Origin of the sequence: Maritalea porphyrae, from assembly GCF_030159895.1 — a bacterium.
GTDB lineage: Bacteria > Pseudomonadota > Alphaproteobacteria > Rhizobiales > Devosiaceae > Maritalea > Maritalea porphyrae.
In genome coordinates this window covers 570613-590294 of record NZ_BSNI01000002.1, presented here as the reverse complement: position 1 = coordinate 590294, position 19682 = coordinate 570613, and the positions used below count along the sequence as shown (strand labels likewise).

Genomic DNA, 19682 nt, shown 5'->3' with positions numbered 1-19682 from the left:
GCTCATCCTTTTCCGTCTTCAGATTAGATTACAGGCCCAACCAGTCGTCACGACGTGGCAGAGTTGTTTCTGAAATCCGTTTGATGGTGATCTCGCCGCCATTGTATGAACCTTGGTTCACAGCAACAGTCATCAGGCCGCGGTGATCTTTGTCAGTCCAAGTTGATGGCAAGCATACGCCCTCAAGACCTTCAGGCACCCAATCTTGACGCGCATACATACCGGCTTTGATGTTTTCGCCTGTAATGCCGCCATTGGCTTTCGCCCACTTCATCGCGTCCATCATGTAGTAAGCTGAACAGATGCCACGGATATAGTGGTGAGTAGGCTTGTTTTCGCCGTTGCCTTCACCAGCAGCTGCGATTTTTTCAACCAATGCCATACCCGGCACGTCTTGACCAAAGAATGGAGTTGAAGACGGGAAGATTAGGTTCTCGGCTTGTGCCGCTGTGATAGTTAGGTAGTCACCTGCCCACACATTGCCCATATAGTTGGCTTCAACACCTACTGTGCCACATGATTTCAATAGTGAAACCACTGAACCACCTAGGTTGCCCATATAAACATATTGAGCGCCAGTATCTTTGATGGTTAGGCATTGCGCTTTAAAGTCACCTGGCTTCATTGGCACAACAATTGGATCAGCCACTGTTAGGCCCAATTCCGTTGCGTAAGCCGCACAAGCTTCTTTTGGTGCGTTTGGATAAGGGTGGTTATCACCAGCATGCAAGAAAATCGGGTTTTCAATACCTTTTTCTTTTGCATCTGTAGCTGCCCACTGTGCCAAAGCGCGGCAAGTGTCAGAATATGATGGGCCATAGAAGAAGTTATATGGCGCAGGCTTTTTGGTTGCTGGGTTAGAGCCTTGTGGATCGGTCAAGTGTGCCGAATAAGACGCTGAGTAAACCGGGATCTTGTCTTTGGCTACAAACGAGATCAAAGCCTCTGTGTCAGCTGTGCCCCAACCTTGCATTGCGACCATGCCGCGTGATGACCATGCTTTATAAGCGGCCAATGCTTCTGGCACCTTATAGGCATAGTCGATCTGCGTTAGCTCGATCTTGGTGCCATCAATGCCGCCATTTGCGTTCACATAGTTGATCGCATCCGAAACGCCAGGACCATAGTGTTTACCCACAAAAGCGGTTGGGCCTGTATAGTCGACCAAGTGGCCAACAAAGACGCTGTCTTGCGCCATCGCAGCAGAGCCAGCGAGTAGGCTGGTGGCTAATGCTGCCAGTGATAATGATTTCAAATTCACGTTGTTTCTCCTCTTTAAAAGTTCGGCATTTTGTTCGTCAGCACCTCTTATTTTGCCGAGTTCGGGTGCTTTTTTATTTCGCCTTATCTTGAGAAGGGGAACAGCTTCCAGCTGGCACGAATTTGTTGCCAACGGTGGACAAGCCCCTCAGGTTCAAAGATCAGGAATAGGATGATGGCGGCGCCAATTGACATTTGCTTGACGTATGCCTTGCCGCTTTCCATTGCAGGGAACGCGACAGCCATGATGGATGTGGCGCTTTCCATAAATTGGGGCAGCAGCAAGATAAATGCCGCGCCCAATATTGAGCCATAAACAGATCCCAAGCCGCCGATGATGATCATAGCCAAAAACTGGATCGACAAGAGAATGGTGAAGCCTTCGACCGACACATATTCAAGATAATGCCCGAACAAGGCACCAGCCAAGCCTGCAAAGAACGATGAAATGCCGAATGACAGAATACGGTATTTGGTAAGGTTCACGCCCATCACTTCTGCAGACAGATAGTGATCACGAACAGCAACCAATGCGCGTCCATCACGTGAGCGCAAAAGGTTCGACACCCCAATCACGCTAATCACCAGCCAGAACAGTACTAGGTAGAAATATTTCAGGTCGGTATCGAGCATATAGCCGAAAATGTCGGGGCGATCGGCTAGCGCGCCATATACACCGCCAGAGAACCAATCTGCGCGAGCGAAGAAATCTTCCAAGATGAATTGTGACGCCAAGGTTGCGATGGCCAGATATAGGCCCTTGATCCGCGCAGCTGGCACGCCGAAAATCATGCCAACCGCTGTGGTCATCAACGCCGCTGCTGGCATGGACACCAACGTTGGCACATTAAAACTCGTCGCGAGCCAAGCACTGGCGAATGCGCCAAAACCGAAGAATGCGCCATGACCGAGCGAGATTTGGCCGGTGGTGCCCACCAAGATGTTCAAACCAATTGCTGCGATGGCATAGATGCCGATCAAAATCAGTTGTGTGATCCAGTAAGCGCCCAAGAATGGTGCAACCGCGATAAGGAGCAACACAACGCCAATCGCTGCATATTTCTCGAAGTGTGTTTTGAACAAACGGTTGTCATCAATATATGACGTTCTGAAGTCGCCAGCCGGGCGTGGATTAGGTACGTGTCCCACCGCTAAATCCTCTCAATGTCTTTGGTGCCAAACAGGCCGTAAGGTTTAATCATCAAGATGATGATGAGCACGTAGAACGGTGCGATGGTATAGAGGTTGCCGATTTTCAGCCACTGCCCATCGGCATATTCCGCCATGTTTTCCAGCACACCAATAATGATGCCGCCAACAACCGCGCCAACAATGGAATCTAGCCCGCCCAAAATGACCGCTGGGAACACTTTGATGCCCACAAATGCCAGGGAGTTTGAAACCGAGTTCACGATGCCAATCACGATACCTGCGACGCCCGAAACCATGGCGGAGATTGCCCATGCCATCGCAAAGGTCTGCTTTACTGAAATACCCAAGCTCTGTGCGATTTGTTGGTCAAACGCTGTGGCCCGCATCGCCAAGCCGTGACGGGTGAAGCGGAAGAACCAGAAGAATACCGCCATAATCACGAGGGAGAGAACCAGCGAAAGCAGATAGGCCACTTCCACGTTCAACCCCATGATCGAAACCACGTCTGAGGTGCCGAACACGTCGGGGAAACGCTTTGCATCGTTGCCAAAAATCCAGTTCATCAGCGATTGCATAAAGATCGATAGGCCAATGGTGACCATGATCACCGAGATGATTGGCTCACCGATGAGCGGTCTCAAAATCACCGTTTGCACGACAATACCGAAGATCGCCATAAAGACGAGAGTGAAGATAAAGGCGAGGAAAAACGGCAGTTGCATTTGAGTGACAAGTGCTAGGCACACCCACGCACCAAGCACCAAAAACTCACCTTGGGCAAAGTTCACAACTTGCGTTGATTTGTAGATCAACACGAAACACATGGCGACCACGCCGTAAAGCATCCCGACGATTAAACCATTGACGAGGAGTTGGAAAAGTAAGTCCCACTTCATGATGCCATGCTCCCTTCCATCGCGCTCTTGTCGTCGAGGCGTTGAACTTTGAGTGATGTTTTGATGCGCTGCTTCGTGCCGTCTTGGAATGCAATCACGGTGTCGATATCCACATGCGTATCGTCGGAGTAGATTTTGCCGATAATATCCGCATATTTGTCTGCGATTACGCCGCGACGGACCTTTTTGGTGCGCGTTAGTTCGCCATCATCTGCATCGAGTTCTTTGTAAAGCAGCACGAATTTCTTGATCCGCTGCGCTTCAGGCAGATGTTCATTAACTGCTTCAACTTCTTTGCGCAGCAACTCGTAAATCTCCGGACGCGACGCCAAATCCGTATAAGTGGTGAAAGCGATCCGTCGCTGCTCTGCCCATTTTGAAACAATTGGATAGCGGATACAGATCATCGCTGAAATATAGGGCTGATCTTTGCCCAAAATTACCGCCTCCGCCACAAAGGTGGAGAATTTGAGTTTGTTCTCGATGAATTGAGGGGAGAACTTGATGCCCTTGCTCGTTTCGGACAAATCTTTGATCCGATCGACAACAACCAAGTGGTTCTTGTCGTTCAAATAACCAGCGTCGCCAGTAAGGAAATTGCCGTCCTGGTCAAAGGCTTCATCGGTATCATCAGTGTTCTTATAATAGCCTGTCATCAAGTTGGGGTGATTGACGATGATTTCGCCCATGCCCTCGTCATCCGCGTTGCGGATCTTGATGGTGCAGTCATTCATTGGGAAGCCAACCGTATCATGGTCAATATCATCCCATTTGTGGATGGTATAAGCGCCCAACCCCTCAGTTTGCCCATATAGCTGCTTGAGCGGCACGCCCATAGCTTGGAAGAATTTGAACGTATCTGGCCCCATCGCCGCACCGCCGGTGGCAGCGGACTTGAGCCGCGAAAAGCCAAGCCGGTCGCGCAATGCACGGAAGAGAATAAGCTCTGCGGCTTGCGAGCGCTCGCCACGTTCCACCGCGCTAATACCCGCCTTCACGCCCCAATCAAAAATTGTTTGCTTCCAAGGGGAGCTTTCCATCATCCGGGCACGGATATCGGCTGCAACAACTTCCCAAACGCGCGGCGACAGCAGCACAAAGTGCGGCCCGATTTCGCGCAAGTCGGACATTGCGGTTTCTTCTTCTTCGGGGAAATTGACAATCATGCGGGCAACCAAATTCCAGGCCACCGAATACATTTGTTCCATCACCCAAGAGAGCGGCAAAACCGCTAGATATTCATCGCCCGCACCCATTGGATCCGCACGGAGATAGTTTACCGCATGACCCAAAAATGCCGAGTGCTTCCACATCGCCAATTTTGGATTTGAGGTGGTGCCTGACGTTGTGCACAAAACCGCCACATCGTCTGTCTGGGTCGCCGCAACGAGCTCTTCATAGCGGCCCGGATTTTTCGCCGCCGCTTCTTCGCCCATTTTTTCCAGGTCCGCCAAAAAGATTAGACGCGGATCGTCATATTTCTTCATCCCGCGTGGGTCGTGATAGATGATCTTTTCAATTGAAGGGATGCGATCGCCAAGTTCGAGGAACTTATCAACCTGCTCTTCGTCTTCTGCCACCACCACTTTTGGCTTTGCGTAATCCACAAGATAGGCGATTTCTTCTTCGAGCGCTTCGCGATAAATGCCCAAGCTCATAGCCTTTACGGTGTGTGCAGCGATTTCGCCCCACACCCATTCAGGTCTGTTGTCGCCAATGATTGCAACCACGTCACCTTGCTTGACGCCAAGTTGGTCAAACGCAAGCGCCATGTTTTTCACGTGGGAATTGAATTTACCCCATGTGATTTCGTTCCAAATACCGAAGTCTTTTTCGCGTTGAGCCACATCATTTGGATAGGCCTTAGCGTTCGCCAACAGCATTTTCGGCAAGGTGTCATTTGCTTGAACAGCCGCAGCATGGTTCGCGCCTGCGTCCCATTTGATTTTCGATCCTGAAATCTCGCGATGCACAGTCATTTACCCAACCTCCTCTTCATCGAGGCTGAAATCGTCTACGCCGAGATAAGCGGTTTTAACTTGCTCATCTTCCACCACTTCGTGCGGCAGGCCCTCGGCAATTTTTTGGCCAAAATCGAGCACAGCGACCCGGTGCGAAATGTCAACAACCACACCCATATCGTGCTCAATCATCACAACCGTGATGCCATATTGCTCGTTCAGCTCGATAATGTAGCGAGCCATGTCCTCTTTTTCTTCCAAATTCATGCCGGCCATTGGCTCGTCGAGCAGCATCAATTTTGGCTTGATCGCGATGGCGCGAGCCAATTCGACGCGCTTGCGCAAGCCATAAGACAATGATCCCGCGGGCTCGTTGCGCACATGCTGGATTTCCAGGAAGTCGATAATGTCTTCGATATCGGCGCGGGCCGCTTCTTCTTCTTTTTGCGCGCCGCCAACCCAATAGAACATGCCGGTGACAAAATTGTTTTTCAAAAGATGGTGCTGGCCGACCAAGATATTGTCGATCACCGACATATGGCCGAACAGCGCCAAGTTTTGAAACGTACGACCAATACCAATTGCTGCGCGGTCATTAATCGAGCGCTTCAATAGGTCTTGCCCATCATAAGTAATGCTACCCTCTTGCGGGCGGTAACGACCTGAAATGCAATTAAGCATTGAAGTCTTGCCGGCTCCATTGGGCCCAATGAGTGAGAAAATCTCGTTTTCATTTACGTGAAACGAAATATCTGTCAGCGCTTTAACACCGCCAAAGCGCAGCGACACATTTTCCACGTCCAACATTTTTGTTGGTGCAATCAATTTACTTCCCTCCCCAGCGCCTTCACATTTTTATCTCTTGACCGATTAGACAAATTGAGTTTCGTCTATGGCAATGTGATGCGCAACGTCCTTATGACCCTTTTAGACAGTTCTTCTTGCAAGAATTTGCCCAAATTGTACGCAATTGTGACAAGCGCATCTGAGGGAGGAAATATTGGCAGATCAGGGTGACCTATCCGACTCTCAAGCCATTGAATTGCTTATTCAAATTGAGGCAGGGCTTGATAATATCGATCAAGGCATAACCGTGTTCGATAAAAACCTAAGATTGGTTTTTGCCAATAAAAGACTGGGCGAATTGCTTGATGTTCCACAGCAGCTCTTGACCCGCGGCACCACCTTTGAGGATGTCATTCGTTATAACTCCGAACATGGCGAGTATGGGCCGGGTGACGTTGAAGAGCAGGTGCAGGAGCGTATTCGCGTCGCACGCGAGTTTCGCGCACATACGGTTGAACGGGTGCGGCCCAATGGACGAGTAATCCGCGTCAGCGGCGCCCCGCTGGCCAAAGGTGGTTTTGCCACCATCTATACCGACATCACCCAGCAACGCCATTATGAGATTGAGCTGCAGCGGCGCATTGAAGAGCAAACCCGCGACCTACGCCGATCCGAAGAACGGCTTCGATTGATTGCCAATGAAGTACCCGCGGGTATCGCCTATCTTGATCAAGATGAGGTGTTTCAATTCGTCAATCGGCGCTTTGCACAAAGCTATGGGTTGAATGTTGATGAGGTTTTAGGGCGCAGCACCCATGAGATTTTGGCACGTGCCATCCATGAGGTTTCTGCTCCCTATTTTGCACGCGCCAAACTTGGTGAAGCGACCGAATTTGACCTTGATTTTACCCATATTGATGGGCGGGAGTTGGATATTCGCACCTTTTTGCGCCCCGATCTGCGGATCGACAAAACCGTGCGCGGTTTCTACGTCCTCTCAATCAACATGACCAAGCAACGCGCTGCCGCCCAAGCGCTCAGTCAGGCGCAAAAGATGGAAGCAATTGGGCGATTATCGAGCGGCATCTCCCATGATTTCAACAATTTGCTGACGATCATTTTGGGCAATTTGCGCCCATTGGCTGAGCGGGTTGAAGACGCAGAGTTAATCAAAGAAATGATCAATCCCTCCTTGCGCGCCGCCAAACGCGGGGCGGAATTGACCCGACAGCTCTTGACCGTTGCGCGCCGCCAGCCGCTCGATGCGCGGATTATTGATGTGCGGGACGTATTTGAAGGATTGCGCGAATTGATCAAACCGTCGTTGCCGCCCAACATTGGGTTGGACATGGTGGTGGAAGGAAAAGACCTTTTTGCGCGCGTCGACCCGGGGCAGATGGAGAACGCACTTCTAAACCTCGCGCTCAACGCCAAAAGCGCGATTGATGACGCGCATAAAACTGAACCTGGACGGATCGGGTTGATGCTTCGGTCGGTCAATTTGGGCGATATTCAAGCAGAGCGATTTGGGTTACCGGCAGGCGACTATATCGAAATCAGCTGCGAAGATAATGGGGCGGGCATGCCCGCCGCAGTGCAAAAACAGATTTTTGACCCATTCTTTTCCACCCGCAATGAGGCTGGCGGCACAGGTCTTGGCCTATCGATGGCGCAAAGTTTTGTTGATGTGTCCGCCGGCCACATTGCGGTGCAAAGCGAGATGGGTAAAGGCACCATATTCACCATTTTTATTCCGCAGGTGAATGAGCGCCCGACCCAAGACGAAATGATTGCACCAGAGTTTAAAACACAGTTCGACGGGCAAATAGCATTGTTGGTTGAAGATCAAGACGAGGTACGCGCTGTCTTGCGACGTGAGCTCGTATCGCTTGGGTTTTCGGTGATCGAAGCGGAACATGGAGACGAAGCGAAAGAGCTCGTCCAATCCATCGATGGAATTGATTTAGTGCTCTCCGACATCTCCATGCCGGGTCAAACCAATGGCGTTGAGCTGGCCAGTTTTGTCGCGCAAAAGTTCCCATTAACTTCAATCGTCTTGATGACCGGACAAGCGCAAATCGACCACGACCAAAGCATTAAGCACCCTTTGTTGCGCAAACCATTTGAGCAGCATAAGCTGATTGAAGCGATCCAGTATGCACAAATTGCGCGCAGCGATTATGGTCATATGTCGCCAAACGAGTGAGTACCAACGAGCCAATGACCAGCAAGATCATCTATATTTTGGAAGATGATGCCGATGTGCGTGCGCTCTATGAGCGTGAGTTGAAAACCCATGGTTTCGCCATTCAATCTTTTGGCACAATCGCAGATTTTGACGCTGCTTTGACCTCCAGCGCCCCTGATCTTTGCATCATTGACTTATCGTTACCCGACGGGGACGCCTTGGTTTTGTTGCGTGACACGCTTGGGGAAATGGACATCCCCACCATTGTCGTCAGTGGCCGCGGGGCATTGGGTGATCGGGTGCTGGGCCTAGACTTTGGCGCTGACGACTATTTGGTCAAACCGATCAATACAATTGAACTTGCCGCGCGCGCACGCAGCCTGTTGCGCCGGGTCGAAAAAATGGCAACAGCCCCCTCTGATCGGATGGAGAAGGTGCGCTTTGCTGAGTGGTGTGCAGATTTTTCAACGCTTGAACTTACAAACCCGCAAGGTGAAACGGAGCAAATGAGTGCTGCCGACGCACGATTGCTCAAGGCATTTGTGTCCTCTCCGGGCAAAGTCCTGTCGCGTGACCGCTTGATGGATCTTTACGCGGAAGACAATGATGCGTTCGACCGCTCGATAGATGCGCAAGTTTCGCGCTTACGCAAGAAATTGCAGGACACGGCGAAAAACCCAATGCTCATTCGCACCGTTTATGGCGCAGGATATGTATTCACCCCGCAAGTCGAAGCTGTCGATTAAGACGGATTTGGCAAGCGATTGCGCTTAACGATTCTTCTAAGCGCAAAACGCGAGCGGATCATCCTAATCCCTGGAACCCGCGTAAGTTTTTCCTGCAAAAACCGCTCGTAAGAAGCCAAGTCTGCGGCAACGACGCGCATTAAGAAGTCCTGGCTACCGGTCATGATGAAGCATTCCATGACCTCTTCAAACGAAACAACATCTTGTTCGAAACGCTGCAGTGCTTCAGCGCCTTGGTTTTCCAATTCCACGGAGACAAAAATTGAAATAGGTAATCCCATTTTGTCTTGATTGACGGTCGCTGTGTAACCGGTAATCACACCCTCTTCTTCAAGCCGAACGATACGTCGCGCGCACGGCGTTGGCGACAATCCAACACGCTCCGCCAAATCAATTGTGCGGATGCGGCCTTCCTGCTGCAAAATAGCGACTATCTTTCTATCTAGTGCATCAAGCTTCATTTTTTGCCTAATTTGGTGTATGATTTTAGCCATTATAGCCAAAATACTACTGTCGCACAGCATACTTTAGTGAAAAAGCGCGTCAACAATGTTGAAAATAGCGAAGGAAAGCCCGGGGGGAGCTAGGGTTTGAAAATTAGGTCAGGAAAACTGACATTTATTCCTTCCGGACGAGATGTGTTTTAATTGGCGCGTGCCGAACCAAAGCGGCAGGTTTGGAGGACAAATGGCAGATAATAAAGAAAGCGGCCACAAAGGCCCGCTCAGCATTCATATTCCAGAGCCTCCCGGACGCCCCGGGGACAAGCCTGATTTCTCTCACATCAAAATCCCAAAAGCTGGTGAGACCCGCTGCCCAGACCTTGATACCAAGGCTGAGGATATGCGCGACATGGCTTATTCCATTGTCCGCGTTTTAGATCGTAAGGGAAACGCTGTTGGCCCATGGGCTGAGTATTTGGGCGACGACTTGACCGATGAGACATTGCTGCGCGGCTTAAAAGACATGATGGTCACACGCGCATTTGACCAGCGTATGCAAACAGCGCAACGCCAAGGCAAAACCTCATTCTATGTGCAGTGCACTGGCGAAGAAGCAATTGCCACTGGTTTCCAACGCATGATGCGCCCGGGAGATATGAACTTCCCCACCTACCGTCAGCAGGGTTTGTTGATCGCGGCGGAATGTCCGCTAATTGATATGATGAACCAGATCTACTCGAACGAAAAAGATCCGCTTGATGGCAAGCAATTGCCCGCGCTCTATTCGTTTAAAGATCATGGGTTTTTCACCATCTCTGGCAACCTGGGCACTCAATATGTGCAGGCGGTTGGTTGGGCAATGGCATCAGCGATTTCCGGCGACGACAAAATTTCATCGGCTTGGATTGGCGACGGTTCTACCGCTGAAACAGATTTCCATTCCGGCATGTTGTTTGCCTCGGTTTATAAGCCACCGGTTGTGTTGAACATTGTGAATAACCAATGGGCCATTTCCTCCTCCAATGCGATTGCTGGTAGTCAAAACACCACATTCGCCGCCCGCGCCCTTGGTTATGGGTTCCCATCGATCCGCGTCGATGGGAACGACTATTTGGCCGTTTTGGCCGCTTCAAAATGGGCCACAGAACGCGCGCGCCGCAATCTTGGCCCAACACTAATTGAATGGGTAACCTATCGAGTTGCCGCGCACTCAACATCAGACGATCCAACTGCATATCGCCCGCAAACCGAAAGCGATGCGTGGCCATTGGGTGATCCGATCGAGCGCCTAAAATTGCACCTTATCGCCAATTCAGATTGGACCGAAGAGCGCCATACCCAAGCGAAGGCTGAAATTGAGAGCGAGATCATTCGCATCCAAAAAGAAGCTGAAAGCCATGGCACGCTCAATAAGGGTCACGGCCCGGACGCTGAGATGATGTTTGAAGGCGTTTACAAAGAAATGCCGGAGCATCTGGTGCGCCAACGCATTGAATTTGAGAAGCAAGGATTGGAGGGCTAGCATCATGGCACGTATGACAATGATTGAAGCCATCCGCGATGCGATGGACGTTAAAATGGGTCAAGACGAGGACGTCGTGGTCTTTGGCGAAGATGTTGGCTATTTCGGCGGCGTTTTCCGCTGCACCCATGGCTTGCAAGCCAAATATGGCAAAGAGCGCTGTTTTGATGCACCGATCAATGAAAGCGCAATTGTTGGCGCGGGAATTGGCATGGCGACTTATGGCAAACGGCCCTGCATTGAGATCCAATTCGCGGATTATGTTCTGCCAGCTTATGACCAGATCGTTTCCGAAGCTGCGCGTATGCGGCACCGATCGAACGGCGAGTTCACTTGCCCAATGGTTGTCCGCATGCCCACCGGTGGTGGCATTTTTGGTGGGCAAACCCACTCGCAAAGTCCTGAGGCGATCTTTACCCATGTCAGTGGTTTGAAAACGGTCATTCCGTCAAACCCCTACGATGCAAAAGGTTTGCTGATCGCAGCGATTGAAGATGATGATCCCGTGATCTTTTTGGAGCCGAAGCGCCTTTATAATGGACCATTTGATGGACATCACGAGCTGGCGGTGACGCCTTGGTCCAAGCACGAAAAAGGCGAGGTGCCGGAAGGGCACTACACAGTGCCAATTGGCAAAGCGCAAATTGTCCGCGAAGGCAGCGATGTCACCATTTTAGCCTATGGCACGATGGTATTTGTGGCTGAAGCCGCCGCACGCGAACAAGGCATTGATGCTGAGGTGATTGACCTGCGCAGTCTACTGCCGCTGGATCTTGAGACCATTCAAAAATCTGTCGAAAAAACTGGCCGTTGTGTTGTGGTACATGAAGCCACGCTCACTTCTGGCTTCGGCGCAGAATTGGCCGCTTTGGTTCAACAACACTGTTTTTATTCGCTTGAAGCACCGGTGAAACGGGTTGCGGGCTGGGACACACCATATCCGCATGCGCAGGAGTGGGATTATTTCCCGGGACCCAAAAGAGTTGGCGCTGCGCTTAAAGCAACATTGGAGGCAAAATAATGGGTACGCATGTCATTAAATTGCCCGATGTGGGCGAAGGCGTTGCAGAAGCTGAGTTGGTGGAGTGGAATGTAGAAGTCGGCGATGTCGTTGCTGAGGATGACATTATCGGCGCGGTGATGACCGACAAAGCAACCGTTGAAATCCCCTCACCTGTTCAAGGCACTATCTCTTGGCTTGGTGCTGAAATTGGGGATACGGTGATTGTTGGCGCTGACTTGATCAAGCTTGACGTAATCGGTGAAGGCAATTCAGATGAAGTCTCGGAGGAAGAAGTAACTCCTGAAATTGCGGCGCAACCGGCTGAAGCAGCTTCTGTTGCAGCGCCTCCTACCGCTGCATCTACGCCAACTGCCGCCACCTTGCCTGCGGGCCAAGCATTGGCCAAGTCAGATGGTGGAAAAGTATTGGCATCGCCGGCGGTGCGCAAACGCGGTCAGTTCCTCAACCTCGATCTGTCGCAGTTTAAGGGAACGGGCCCGAATGGGATAATTACCCATGAAGACCTCGATCGGCATTTGCTGAGCATGAAAGGTTCTGGCGCTGCGGTTGCGATGACCCCATATGACAAGCCGCAAGGTGCTGAGACCACTGAGGTCAAGGTCATTGGCTTGCGACGCAAAATTGCAGAGCAAATGAGCCGCGCCAAATCACGCATCCCCCACATCACATATGTGGAAGAGATTGATGTCACAGAACTTGAAGGATTGCGGCAGAACCTCAACGGATCACGCGAAGAAGGTCAGCCAAAACTGAGCCTGTTGCCATTCTTGATGCGCGCCATGGTGATGGCGATTGAAGACCAACCTGGCCTGAACGCACATTATGATGATGAAAATGGCATCATCCACCAGCATAAGAGCATCAATATTGGTATTGCGGCGCAAACCGACAATGGTTTGATGGTGCCGGTTGTGCGAGATGTCCAAAAGCTTGGGCTTTGGCGCAGTGCCGCTGAAGTGTCTCGATTGGCGCAGGCGGCAAGAGACAACACCGCAAAGCGTGAAGAACTGACAGGCTCGACGATCACCATCACTTCGTTGGGCAAAATGGGGGGCATTGTGACAACCCCGGTAATCAACCACCCAGAAGTGGCGATCATCGGCGTAAACAAGATGGAAACAAAGCCTGTTTGGGACGGCGAGAAATTTGTGCCCCGCCAAACCATGAACTTAAGCTCGAGCTTTGACCACCGCGTTGTTGATGGTTGGGATGCAGCTGTGTTTGTTCAGCGGATCAAATCTTTGCTCGAAAAACCTTTGTTGATCTTCTCTTAAGGTCAGCAAAATCAAGTAGAACGATCAATAAATATTGGGGCCAAAAGGCCCCTTTATTTTATCGTAAACACTTTATTACCTTTATGTGGTTCATTCTTCTCAGGGCTGGAGAAGTTTGATGACGAATGTTGTAGTGCAAAAGCGTACTGAAATAGATGAATCCACGCATGTGAATCTCAACGAGCTTGGACAACGTGCTTCCAAGTTAGGCGTTGAAATTGCTGATGTTAATGGCGTTGTCAGTGACCTGAATGACATTGGCAGAGCACAAGCCACCCATGTTCAGGCCGCGGTAAGCGCATCGCAGCAAATGGACCGCGCGAATCAAAAACTATCCTCATCAATGGGCGAAACAAAGCAGTCTGCTGACCGCGCACGCGACATTTTGAGCTATAGCGCAGAAAAAGTTGCAGCAACTGTTGAAGGTAGCGCCACAAAAATGCGCGCACTGAGCGAGAACGCAATCGAGTTTCGCGACACGCTAGGCTCAGTTGATGAAACGGCAAAGAAAGTTCAATCTGCATCCGTTTCAATTTCTCAGATTGCGCGCGAAACCCAACTGCTTTCATTGAACGCAAGTGTTGAAGCTGCACGAGCGGGCGAAAGCGGCAAAGGTTTTGCCATTATCGCCACGGCTGTGAAAACCTTGGCGGACGAAATTCAAGGCTTTGCCAACCAAAATGCTGAGAACCTTGAAAAGCTGATGGAAATCTTGCATGGCTTGCAAGAGCGAAGCGCCGGCAGCGTTGAACTAGCAAACGAAGCAATTAAAGATGCCGGAGAAGCCGCCCGCACCGGTGAGCAGCTGAACGAGCTCGTTGATTCCGTTGGCGTGATGGTCAAAGACATTGAATCAATGACCCAACCCGTCGAAGAAAATCTGCAAGCCGCGCGCTCAATCAGTCATGAGTTAAAAGAACTCAACGGTACCTTGCAAACGAGCCAAGAACGATTGGGCGTCGCCAAGCATCGCACGAACAACATTCTTGGTATCAGCGAAGGGCTGATGGAATTCATCGTTAATAGTGGCGTTGAAGTTGATGACAGCAAATTCATTCGTGCCGCGCAGCAAGTTGCGCAGCAGATCGCTGACATATTCGAGAATGCACTTGCCCAGCGCGAGATCAGCCTCAACGATCTATTCGATCACAACTATCAACCAATAGCGGGCACCGACCCACAGCAGGTTACAACACGATATCTGAACCTTACAGATTCTCGGCTTTTGGGACTTCAGGACAGCGTCCTCAAACTTGATCCGCGGGTCGCTTTTTGTGCGGCGGTTGATACAAATGGCTATTTGCCAACCCACAATTCGATCTATTCCAAACCACAAAGCTCTGATCCTGTTTGGAACGCGGCAAATTGTCGGAATCGTCGAATTTTTGATGATCGCACCGGCTTGTCCGCAGGGCAAAGCACCAAACCGTTCCTGCTACAGACTTATCGGCGGGATATGGGCGGCGGCAAATTCGCCCTTATGAAAGACGTTTCTGCCCCGATTTACGTTGGTGGACGCCACTGGGGTGGCCTCAGAATTGGCTACAAAGTCTAGTCAAACGTTAATTTTTGACTTTTTGATAAAAAAATCTCCAAAACGGGGCAAACGACGCTTGCCTCTTTAAATCATTGTCGACATACTTTATCGCAATATTCAAACGAATATGACGGGGTGAGGCATTGGTTCAGGGGGAGGCCCTTCTAAAACTAGAAGGCATTTCAAAATATTACGGCACGTTTAAAGCCAACGATCGGATTTCTTTAGAAATCCAACCCGGTGAGATTCACGCGCTATTGGGGGAAAATGGCGCAGGCAAATCAACCCTGGTGAAAATGCTTTATGGCAGTCTACAGCCCGATGAAGGTCGGATTGTATGGCAGGGCGAAGGCGTTGAAATCCCAAATCCGGCGACCGCTCGCGACTTGGGCATTGGCATGGTGTTTCAGCACTTTTCGTTGTTTGACGCGCTTACCGTTGCCGAAAATGTGGCGCTTGCGCTGCCACCGGGCAAATCGCTCAAACAGGTTTCCAAAGAGTTAGAGGAGATTTCCTCTTCTTACGGTTTGCCGCTTAAGGCAAGCGCGCGCATACACGATCTTTCGGTCGGTGAACGACAGCGCGTAGAAATTGTTCGCTGCCTGCTACAGCACCCCAAATTGATCATCATGGATGAGCCCACATCGGTTCTAACACCACAAGAAGCTGAAGACTTGTTCAAGGTGCTGCGTCGACTTTCTGATGAGGGCAAAGCGATCCTTTATATTTCGCACAAATTGGCTGAAGTGCAGGCGCTTTGCCAAGAGGCAACTATTTTGCGACATGGCAAGGTGGTTGGCGAGTGTGTGCCAGCAGATGAGACCCCGATCAGCCTCGCGAAAATGATGGTTGGTTCCGACATTCATGAGATTTCACCGCGCGATGTGCCTGTGGCGCATGGCGAGGTGATGTTGCAAGTCAAAGACCTTTCTCTTGCGGGGATTAGTGGCTTCGACACGGCGCTCAAAGACATAAATTTCATGCTGCACAAAGGTGAAATCTCTGGCGTTGCAGGCATTGCTGGCAATGGGCAAAACGAATTGTTTGATGCAGTTTCCGGCGAACGCTTGAGTGGCAAAGACAATGTGACCATCAAAGGCGAACCTGTTGGGCATCTCAACATCCAAAAGCGTCGCAAATTGGGTGCCATGTTTATATCCGAAGAACGATTGGGGCACGCAGCGGTGCCTGAGTTCTCGTTAAGTGAAAACGTTATTCTGACCCGTCACGGTTTGGAAAAAGACCTAAACAAAGGGCCATTCGTTTCAAGGCGGTCCGCACGCAAAGTAAAAGATAAAATCGTTGAACAATTTGACGTGCGCAAAGGGTCAGACGATCCAGTTGCTCAATCTCTATCGGGCGGCAATTTGCAAAAATTCGTCTTGGGTCGCGAGGTGATGGGCGACGCTGAAATCATCGTGGTCAACCAACCGACTTGGGGTGTGGACGCTGGATCTGCGGCCCATATTCGCCAGACATTGGTGGATTTGGCGGCCAAGGGCGCTGCCATTTTGGTGATTTCGCAAGATTTGGATGAATTGTTTGAGGTGGCGGACGCGATCGCAACACTGAGTGAGGGCAGGCTTTCGCCATTCGTGCCAACGCGCTCAACAGACCGGCATAAGATCGGATTACAAATGACCAGTGGGACCGTTGAAAACGCGTAAGGGCTTTACGTTGTAAAACACCACTTCTGGGGGGAAGGGTAAACTAAATTGAGATTGGAACTTACAAAGCGCAGTACGCCATCAAACCTGATGACTTATCTGTCGCCAATTATTGGGCTCGCTTTGGCCCTGATCGCCGGTGCGATCATGTTCTCGTTTTTGGGCAAACCACCGCTTGGGGCGCTTTACGCCTATTTCATTGAACCGGTCAGCGAAATGTGGAGCGTACATGAGCTTTTGATCAAAGCAGCTCCATTGATATTGATGGGCGCTGGGCTTTGCGTTTGCTACCAATCCAACAATTGGAATATTGGTGCTGAGGGTCAAATGATTATGGGCGGGATGGCCGGCTCAATTCTGCCCGTTATGTTCCCGCAAATTGCCGGTCCATTTGTGTTGCCCGCAATGCTTATCATGGGCGTTTTAGGTGGCATGGCCTATGCGGCGATCCCAGCGCTTTTGAAAACAAAGTTCAAAACCAACGAGATTTTGACCAGCCTAATGCTCGTCTATATCGCCCAACTGTTTCTTGATTGGACAGTGCGCGGCGCGTGGCGCAACCCACAGGGCCTAAACTTTCCTGAAACCCGTCGTTTCGATGACTTTGCACGCATTGCGGAAATGATGCCTGCCGATGGCCGGGCCAATTTCGGCTTTGTTATTGCAATCGTTGTCGCTCTGGCCATTTGGGTGATGATGGCGAAGTCAATGAAAGGCTTTCAAGTCAAAGTGATTGGCGCGAGCCCGAAGGCAGCACGTTTTGCTGGTTTTGATGCAAAGAAAATGGTGTTTTTCGCCTTTTTGCTCGCTGGCGCGACCGCCGGTTTAGCCGGCATCGTCGAAGTCGCAGGCGCATCGGGACAATTGCGCACAACCATTTCACCAGGATACGGCTTTACCGCCATCATTGTTGCCTTTTTGGGAAGATTGAACCCCATTGGCGCCATCGTTGCTGGACTTGTTCTGGCGCTTACTTTTTTGGGCGGTGAAGCCGCGCAAATCTCGCTTGGGGTATCAGACAAAGTTGCCCGGGTTTTCCAAGGGTTGATCCTGTTCTTCGTGCTCGCGTGTGACACGCTCATTCTATATCGCATCCGATTGGTATTTTCTGCCAAACCGGCTAGTCAAAAGGGAGCTGCATAATGGGTATGACCGAAGCAATTTTGCTCACCATTGCCACCGCAGCAACGCCTTTGTTGATCGCGGCGATTGGCGAATTGGTGGTTGAGCGTTCGGGGGTTTTGAACCTTGGGGTTGAAGGCATGATGATTATGGGCGCCGTTGGCGGCTTCATGGCCGCGAACCTAACGGGAAACCCATGGGCTGGCGTCTTGGTTGCCATCGTTTTTGGAGCGCTTACCTCGCTCGCCTTTGCCTTTCTCACCCTTTCATTGGCTGCCAACCAAGTCGCAACAGGCTTGGCTCTAACCATTCTCGGCCTAGGTCTTTCTGGGCTATTGGGTGAAGGGTTTGTTGGCCAAGCGGGCGTTAAGCTGACCAATGTCAACATTCCGGTACTGAGCGATATGCCACTTGTTGGGCCGCTTGTATTTGGCCAAGATCCAATTTTCTACATGTCGATCGCACTTGTTATTGGGGTCAGCTGGTTTTTGTTCACCACGCGCGCGGGCCTTACTTTGCGATCGATTGGTGACAACCACATCTCCGCCCACGCTTTGGGAATCCCGGTTCTGCGTTATCGCTATCTTGCGGTGATGTTTGGCGGTGCTTGCGCGGGCCTTGCGGGCGGGCACCTTTCGCTGGTCTACACGCCACAATGGGTTGAAAATATGAGTGCTGGGCGCGGATGGATAGCGTTGGCGTTGGTGGTATTTGCCTCTTGGCGGCCGTTGCGCGTGCTGGCCGGAGCGTATTTGTTTGGCGCGGTATCGATTGGTCAATTGCACGCCCAAGCCTTGGGCGTTGGTGTGCCATCGCAATTGCTAACTGCCTTGCCATATGTCGCCACAATTGTGGTGCTTGTGTTGATCTCACAAAATGTGCGCACCACACTTATCAACACGCCGGCAATGCTTGGTCGCGCATTTGTACCGGATAGATAGAATCACTTAAACAACGAATAAGAGAAAGTTCTAAACAGGAGAGAAGTCATGAAAAAACTGATTATCGGTCTTGCAGGTGTTGCTGCAATGACCCTTGGTATGGCCTCCGCTGCCGTTGCTGCTGACAAAACAAAGGTTTGCTTTGTTTATGTTGGTTCAAAAACAGACGGTGGCTGGACACAGGCGCACGACATTGGGCGTCAAGAAGTTGAAACTCACTTTGGTGACAAGGTTGAAACTGCTTTTATCGAGAATGTTGCTGAGGGCCCGCAAGCTACAGCGGTTATCGAACGTTTCGCCCGCGCAAAATGTGACATCATTTTCACAACAAGCTTTGGCTTTATGGACCCAACGTTGGAAGTTGCTGCAAAGTTCCCAGACGTGAAATTTGAGCACGCGACAGGTTACAAAACGGCAGACAATGTAACAAGCTACAACTCGCGTTTCTATGAAGGCCGTTACATTCTAGGACAAATCGCTGCCAAGACATCTGAAAAGGGTGTTGCGGGTTACATCGCTTCGTTCCCAATTCCAGAAGTTGTGCAAGGCATCAATGCCTTCACTTTGGGTGCCCAAAGCGTAAACCCAGATTTCAAACTGAAAGTGGTTTGGGTCAACTCATGGTTCGATGCGGGTAAAGAAGCAGATGCTGCAAAAGCTTTGATCGACCAAGGCGTTGACATCTTGACCCAGCACACTGATTCAACTGCCCCAATGCAAGTTGCAGCGGAGCGCGGGATCAAAGCGTTTGGTCAAGCATCTGACATGATTGCAGCGGGTCCAGAAACTCAGCTAACCGCGATCATCGATACTTGGGGCGCATACTACATCAAGCGTGTTCAAGCTGTCATGGATGGCACTTGGGAAACCCAATCAACTTGGGACGGTTTGGTTGACGGCATTCTAGATATGGCGCCTTACACCAACATGCCAGATGATGTGAAAGCAATGGCTGAAGCTACAGAAGCAGCGATTATCGCTGGTGATCTGCACCCATTCACTGGCCCTGTGATGAAGCAAGACGGCTCTGTTTGGCTAGAAGACGGTGAAGTGGCAGAAGACGGCGTGCTTCTGGGTCTAAACTTCTACGTTAAAGGCGTAGACGACCAGCTGCCACAATAGTAGCGATCAAATATTTGTTTTAGGGCGGCCTCCGGGTCGCC

16 protein-coding genes are annotated in these 19682 nt (G+C 50.8%); 10 read left to right on the top strand and 6 right to left on the bottom strand.

Annotation, left to right across the window (positions count from 1 at the left end):
* Positions 1-28: 28 nt before the first annotated feature.
* The 5 genes from QQL65_RS06395 to QQL65_RS06375 all read right to left on the bottom strand — a co-directional run bounded on the left by QQL65_RS06395 (position 29) and on the right by QQL65_RS06375 (position 6076).
* Complete coding sequence (locus QQL65_RS06395; protein WP_284362896.1) at positions 29-1261, bottom strand: ABC transporter substrate-binding protein; 1233 nt, start codon at positions 1259-1261, stop codon at positions 29-31.
* 83 nt (positions 1262-1344) lie between these two features.
* Positions 1345-2409: a branched-chain amino acid ABC transporter permease gene (locus tag QQL65_RS06390; RefSeq protein ID WP_284362894.1), complete on the bottom strand. Its 1065-nt coding sequence runs from the start codon at positions 2407-2409 to the stop codon at positions 1345-1347.
* A 2-nt stretch (positions 2410-2411) separates the two neighbouring features.
* Positions 2412-3308: a branched-chain amino acid ABC transporter permease gene (locus QQL65_RS06385; RefSeq protein WP_284362893.1), complete on the bottom strand. Its 897-nt coding sequence runs from the start codon at positions 3306-3308 to the stop codon at positions 2412-2414.
* Complete coding sequence (locus QQL65_RS06380; protein WP_379863589.1) at positions 3305-5287, bottom strand: long-chain fatty acid--CoA ligase; 1983 nt, start codon at positions 5285-5287, stop codon at positions 3305-3307. The genes QQL65_RS06385 and QQL65_RS06380 overlap by 4 nt, the downstream gene beginning before the upstream one ends.
* Positions 5288-6076: an ABC transporter ATP-binding protein gene (locus QQL65_RS06375; protein ID WP_284366228.1), complete on the bottom strand. Its 789-nt coding sequence runs from the start codon at positions 6074-6076 to the stop codon at positions 5288-5290.
* A gap of 193 nt (positions 6077-6269) precedes the next feature.
* Here QQL65_RS06375 and QQL65_RS06370 point away from each other — a divergent pair, with 193 nt between their 5' ends.
* A complete protein-coding gene (locus tag QQL65_RS06370) occupies positions 6270-8261 on the top strand; it encodes a hybrid sensor histidine kinase/response regulator (RefSeq protein ID WP_284362892.1) in 1992 nt (663 codons plus the stop codon).
* 14 nt (positions 8262-8275) lie between these two features.
* Positions 8276-8989, top strand: coding sequence for a winged helix-turn-helix domain-containing protein (locus QQL65_RS06365; protein WP_284362891.1), 714 nt, complete (start codon positions 8276-8278; stop codon positions 8987-8989).
* On the opposite strand, the gene QQL65_RS06360 is transcribed toward QQL65_RS06365, so the two are convergent.
* On the bottom strand, positions 8986-9450 hold the full coding sequence (locus QQL65_RS06360; RefSeq protein ID WP_284362889.1) for an Lrp/AsnC family transcriptional regulator: 465 nt from the start codon (positions 9448-9450) through the stop codon (positions 8986-8988). The two genes, QQL65_RS06365 and QQL65_RS06360, sit on opposite strands and share 4 nt — an antisense overlap.
* A 226-nt stretch (positions 9451-9676) precedes the next feature.
* Between QQL65_RS06360 and QQL65_RS06355 the strand changes: the two genes are divergently transcribed.
* The 8 genes from QQL65_RS06355 to QQL65_RS06320 all read left to right on the top strand — a co-directional run bounded on the left by QQL65_RS06355 (position 9677) and on the right by QQL65_RS06320 (position 19641).
* Positions 9677-10954: a 3-methyl-2-oxobutanoate dehydrogenase (2-methylpropanoyl-transferring) subunit alpha gene (locus QQL65_RS06355; protein WP_284362888.1), complete on the top strand. Its 1278-nt coding sequence runs from the start codon at positions 9677-9679 to the stop codon at positions 10952-10954.
* 4 nt (positions 10955-10958) lie between these two features.
* Complete coding sequence (locus tag QQL65_RS06350) at positions 10959-11975, top strand: alpha-ketoacid dehydrogenase subunit beta (RefSeq protein ID WP_284362885.1); 1017 nt, start codon at positions 10959-10961, stop codon at positions 11973-11975.
* Positions 11975-13252 carry a dihydrolipoamide acetyltransferase family protein gene (locus QQL65_RS06345; protein ID WP_284362884.1) on the top strand — a complete coding sequence of 426 codons (1278 nt, stop codon included), beginning with the start codon at positions 11975-11977 and terminating at the stop codon, positions 13250-13252. The genes QQL65_RS06350 and QQL65_RS06345 overlap by 1 nt, the downstream gene beginning before the upstream one ends.
* Before the next feature lie 118 nt (positions 13253-13370).
* Positions 13371-14807, top strand: coding sequence for a methyl-accepting chemotaxis protein (locus QQL65_RS06340; RefSeq protein WP_284362883.1), 1437 nt, complete (start codon positions 13371-13373; stop codon positions 14805-14807).
* A gap of 125 nt (positions 14808-14932) precedes the next feature.
* Positions 14933-16456, top strand: coding sequence for an ABC transporter ATP-binding protein (locus QQL65_RS06335; protein WP_284362882.1), 1524 nt, complete (start codon positions 14933-14935; stop codon positions 16454-16456).
* Positions 16457-16504: 48 nt separating this feature from the next.
* Positions 16505-17599: an ABC transporter permease gene (locus tag QQL65_RS06330; protein ID WP_284362881.1), complete on the top strand. Its 1095-nt coding sequence runs from the start codon at positions 16505-16507 to the stop codon at positions 17597-17599.
* On the top strand, positions 17599-18519 hold the full coding sequence (locus QQL65_RS06325; protein WP_284362880.1) for an ABC transporter permease: 921 nt from the start codon (positions 17599-17601) through the stop codon (positions 18517-18519). The genes QQL65_RS06330 and QQL65_RS06325 overlap by 1 nt, the downstream gene beginning before the upstream one ends.
* 48 nt (positions 18520-18567) lie before the next feature.
* On the top strand, positions 18568-19641 hold the full coding sequence (locus tag QQL65_RS06320; RefSeq protein ID WP_284362878.1) for a BMP family ABC transporter substrate-binding protein: 1074 nt from the start codon (positions 18568-18570) through the stop codon (positions 19639-19641).
* The last annotated feature ends 41 nt before the right edge of the window (positions 19642-19682 follow it).

Bases quoted from the DNA above. Each gene is read 5' to 3' on its own strand.
- QQL65_RS06380 (WP_379863589.1), bottom strand. From the start codon at position 5,287: ATGACTGTGCATCGCGAGATTTCAGGATCGAAAATCAAATGGGACGCA.
- QQL65_RS06375 (WP_284366228.1), bottom strand. From the start codon at position 6,076: ATGTTGGACGTGGAAAATGTGTCGCTGCGCTTTGGCGGTGTTAAAGCG.
- QQL65_RS06340 (WP_284362883.1), top strand. From the start codon at position 13,371: ATGACGAATGTTGTAGTGCAAAAGCGTACTGAAATAGATGAATCCACG.
- QQL65_RS06365 (WP_284362891.1), top strand. From the start codon at position 8,276: ATGACCAGCAAGATCATCTATATTTTGGAAGATGATGCCGATGTGCGT.
- QQL65_RS06320 (WP_284362878.1), top strand. From the start codon at position 18,568: ATGAAAAAACTGATTATCGGTCTTGCAGGTGTTGCTGCAATGACCCTT.
- QQL65_RS06360 (WP_284362889.1), bottom strand. From the start codon at position 9,450: ATGAAGCTTGATGCACTAGATAGAAAGATAGTCGCTATTTTGCAGCAG.
- QQL65_RS06325 (WP_284362880.1), top strand. From the start codon at position 17,599: ATGGGTATGACCGAAGCAATTTTGCTCACCATTGCCACCGCAGCAACG.
- QQL65_RS06345 (WP_284362884.1), top strand. From the start codon at position 11,975: ATGGGTACGCATGTCATTAAATTGCCCGATGTGGGCGAAGGCGTTGCA.
- QQL65_RS06385 (WP_284362893.1), bottom strand. From the start codon at position 3,308: ATGAAGTGGGACTTACTTTTCCAACTCCTCGTCAATGGTTTAATCGTC.
- QQL65_RS06350 (WP_284362885.1), top strand. From the start codon at position 10,959: ATGGCACGTATGACAATGATTGAAGCCATCCGCGATGCGATGGACGTT.
- QQL65_RS06355 (WP_284362888.1), top strand. From the start codon at position 9,677: ATGGCAGATAATAAAGAAAGCGGCCACAAAGGCCCGCTCAGCATTCAT.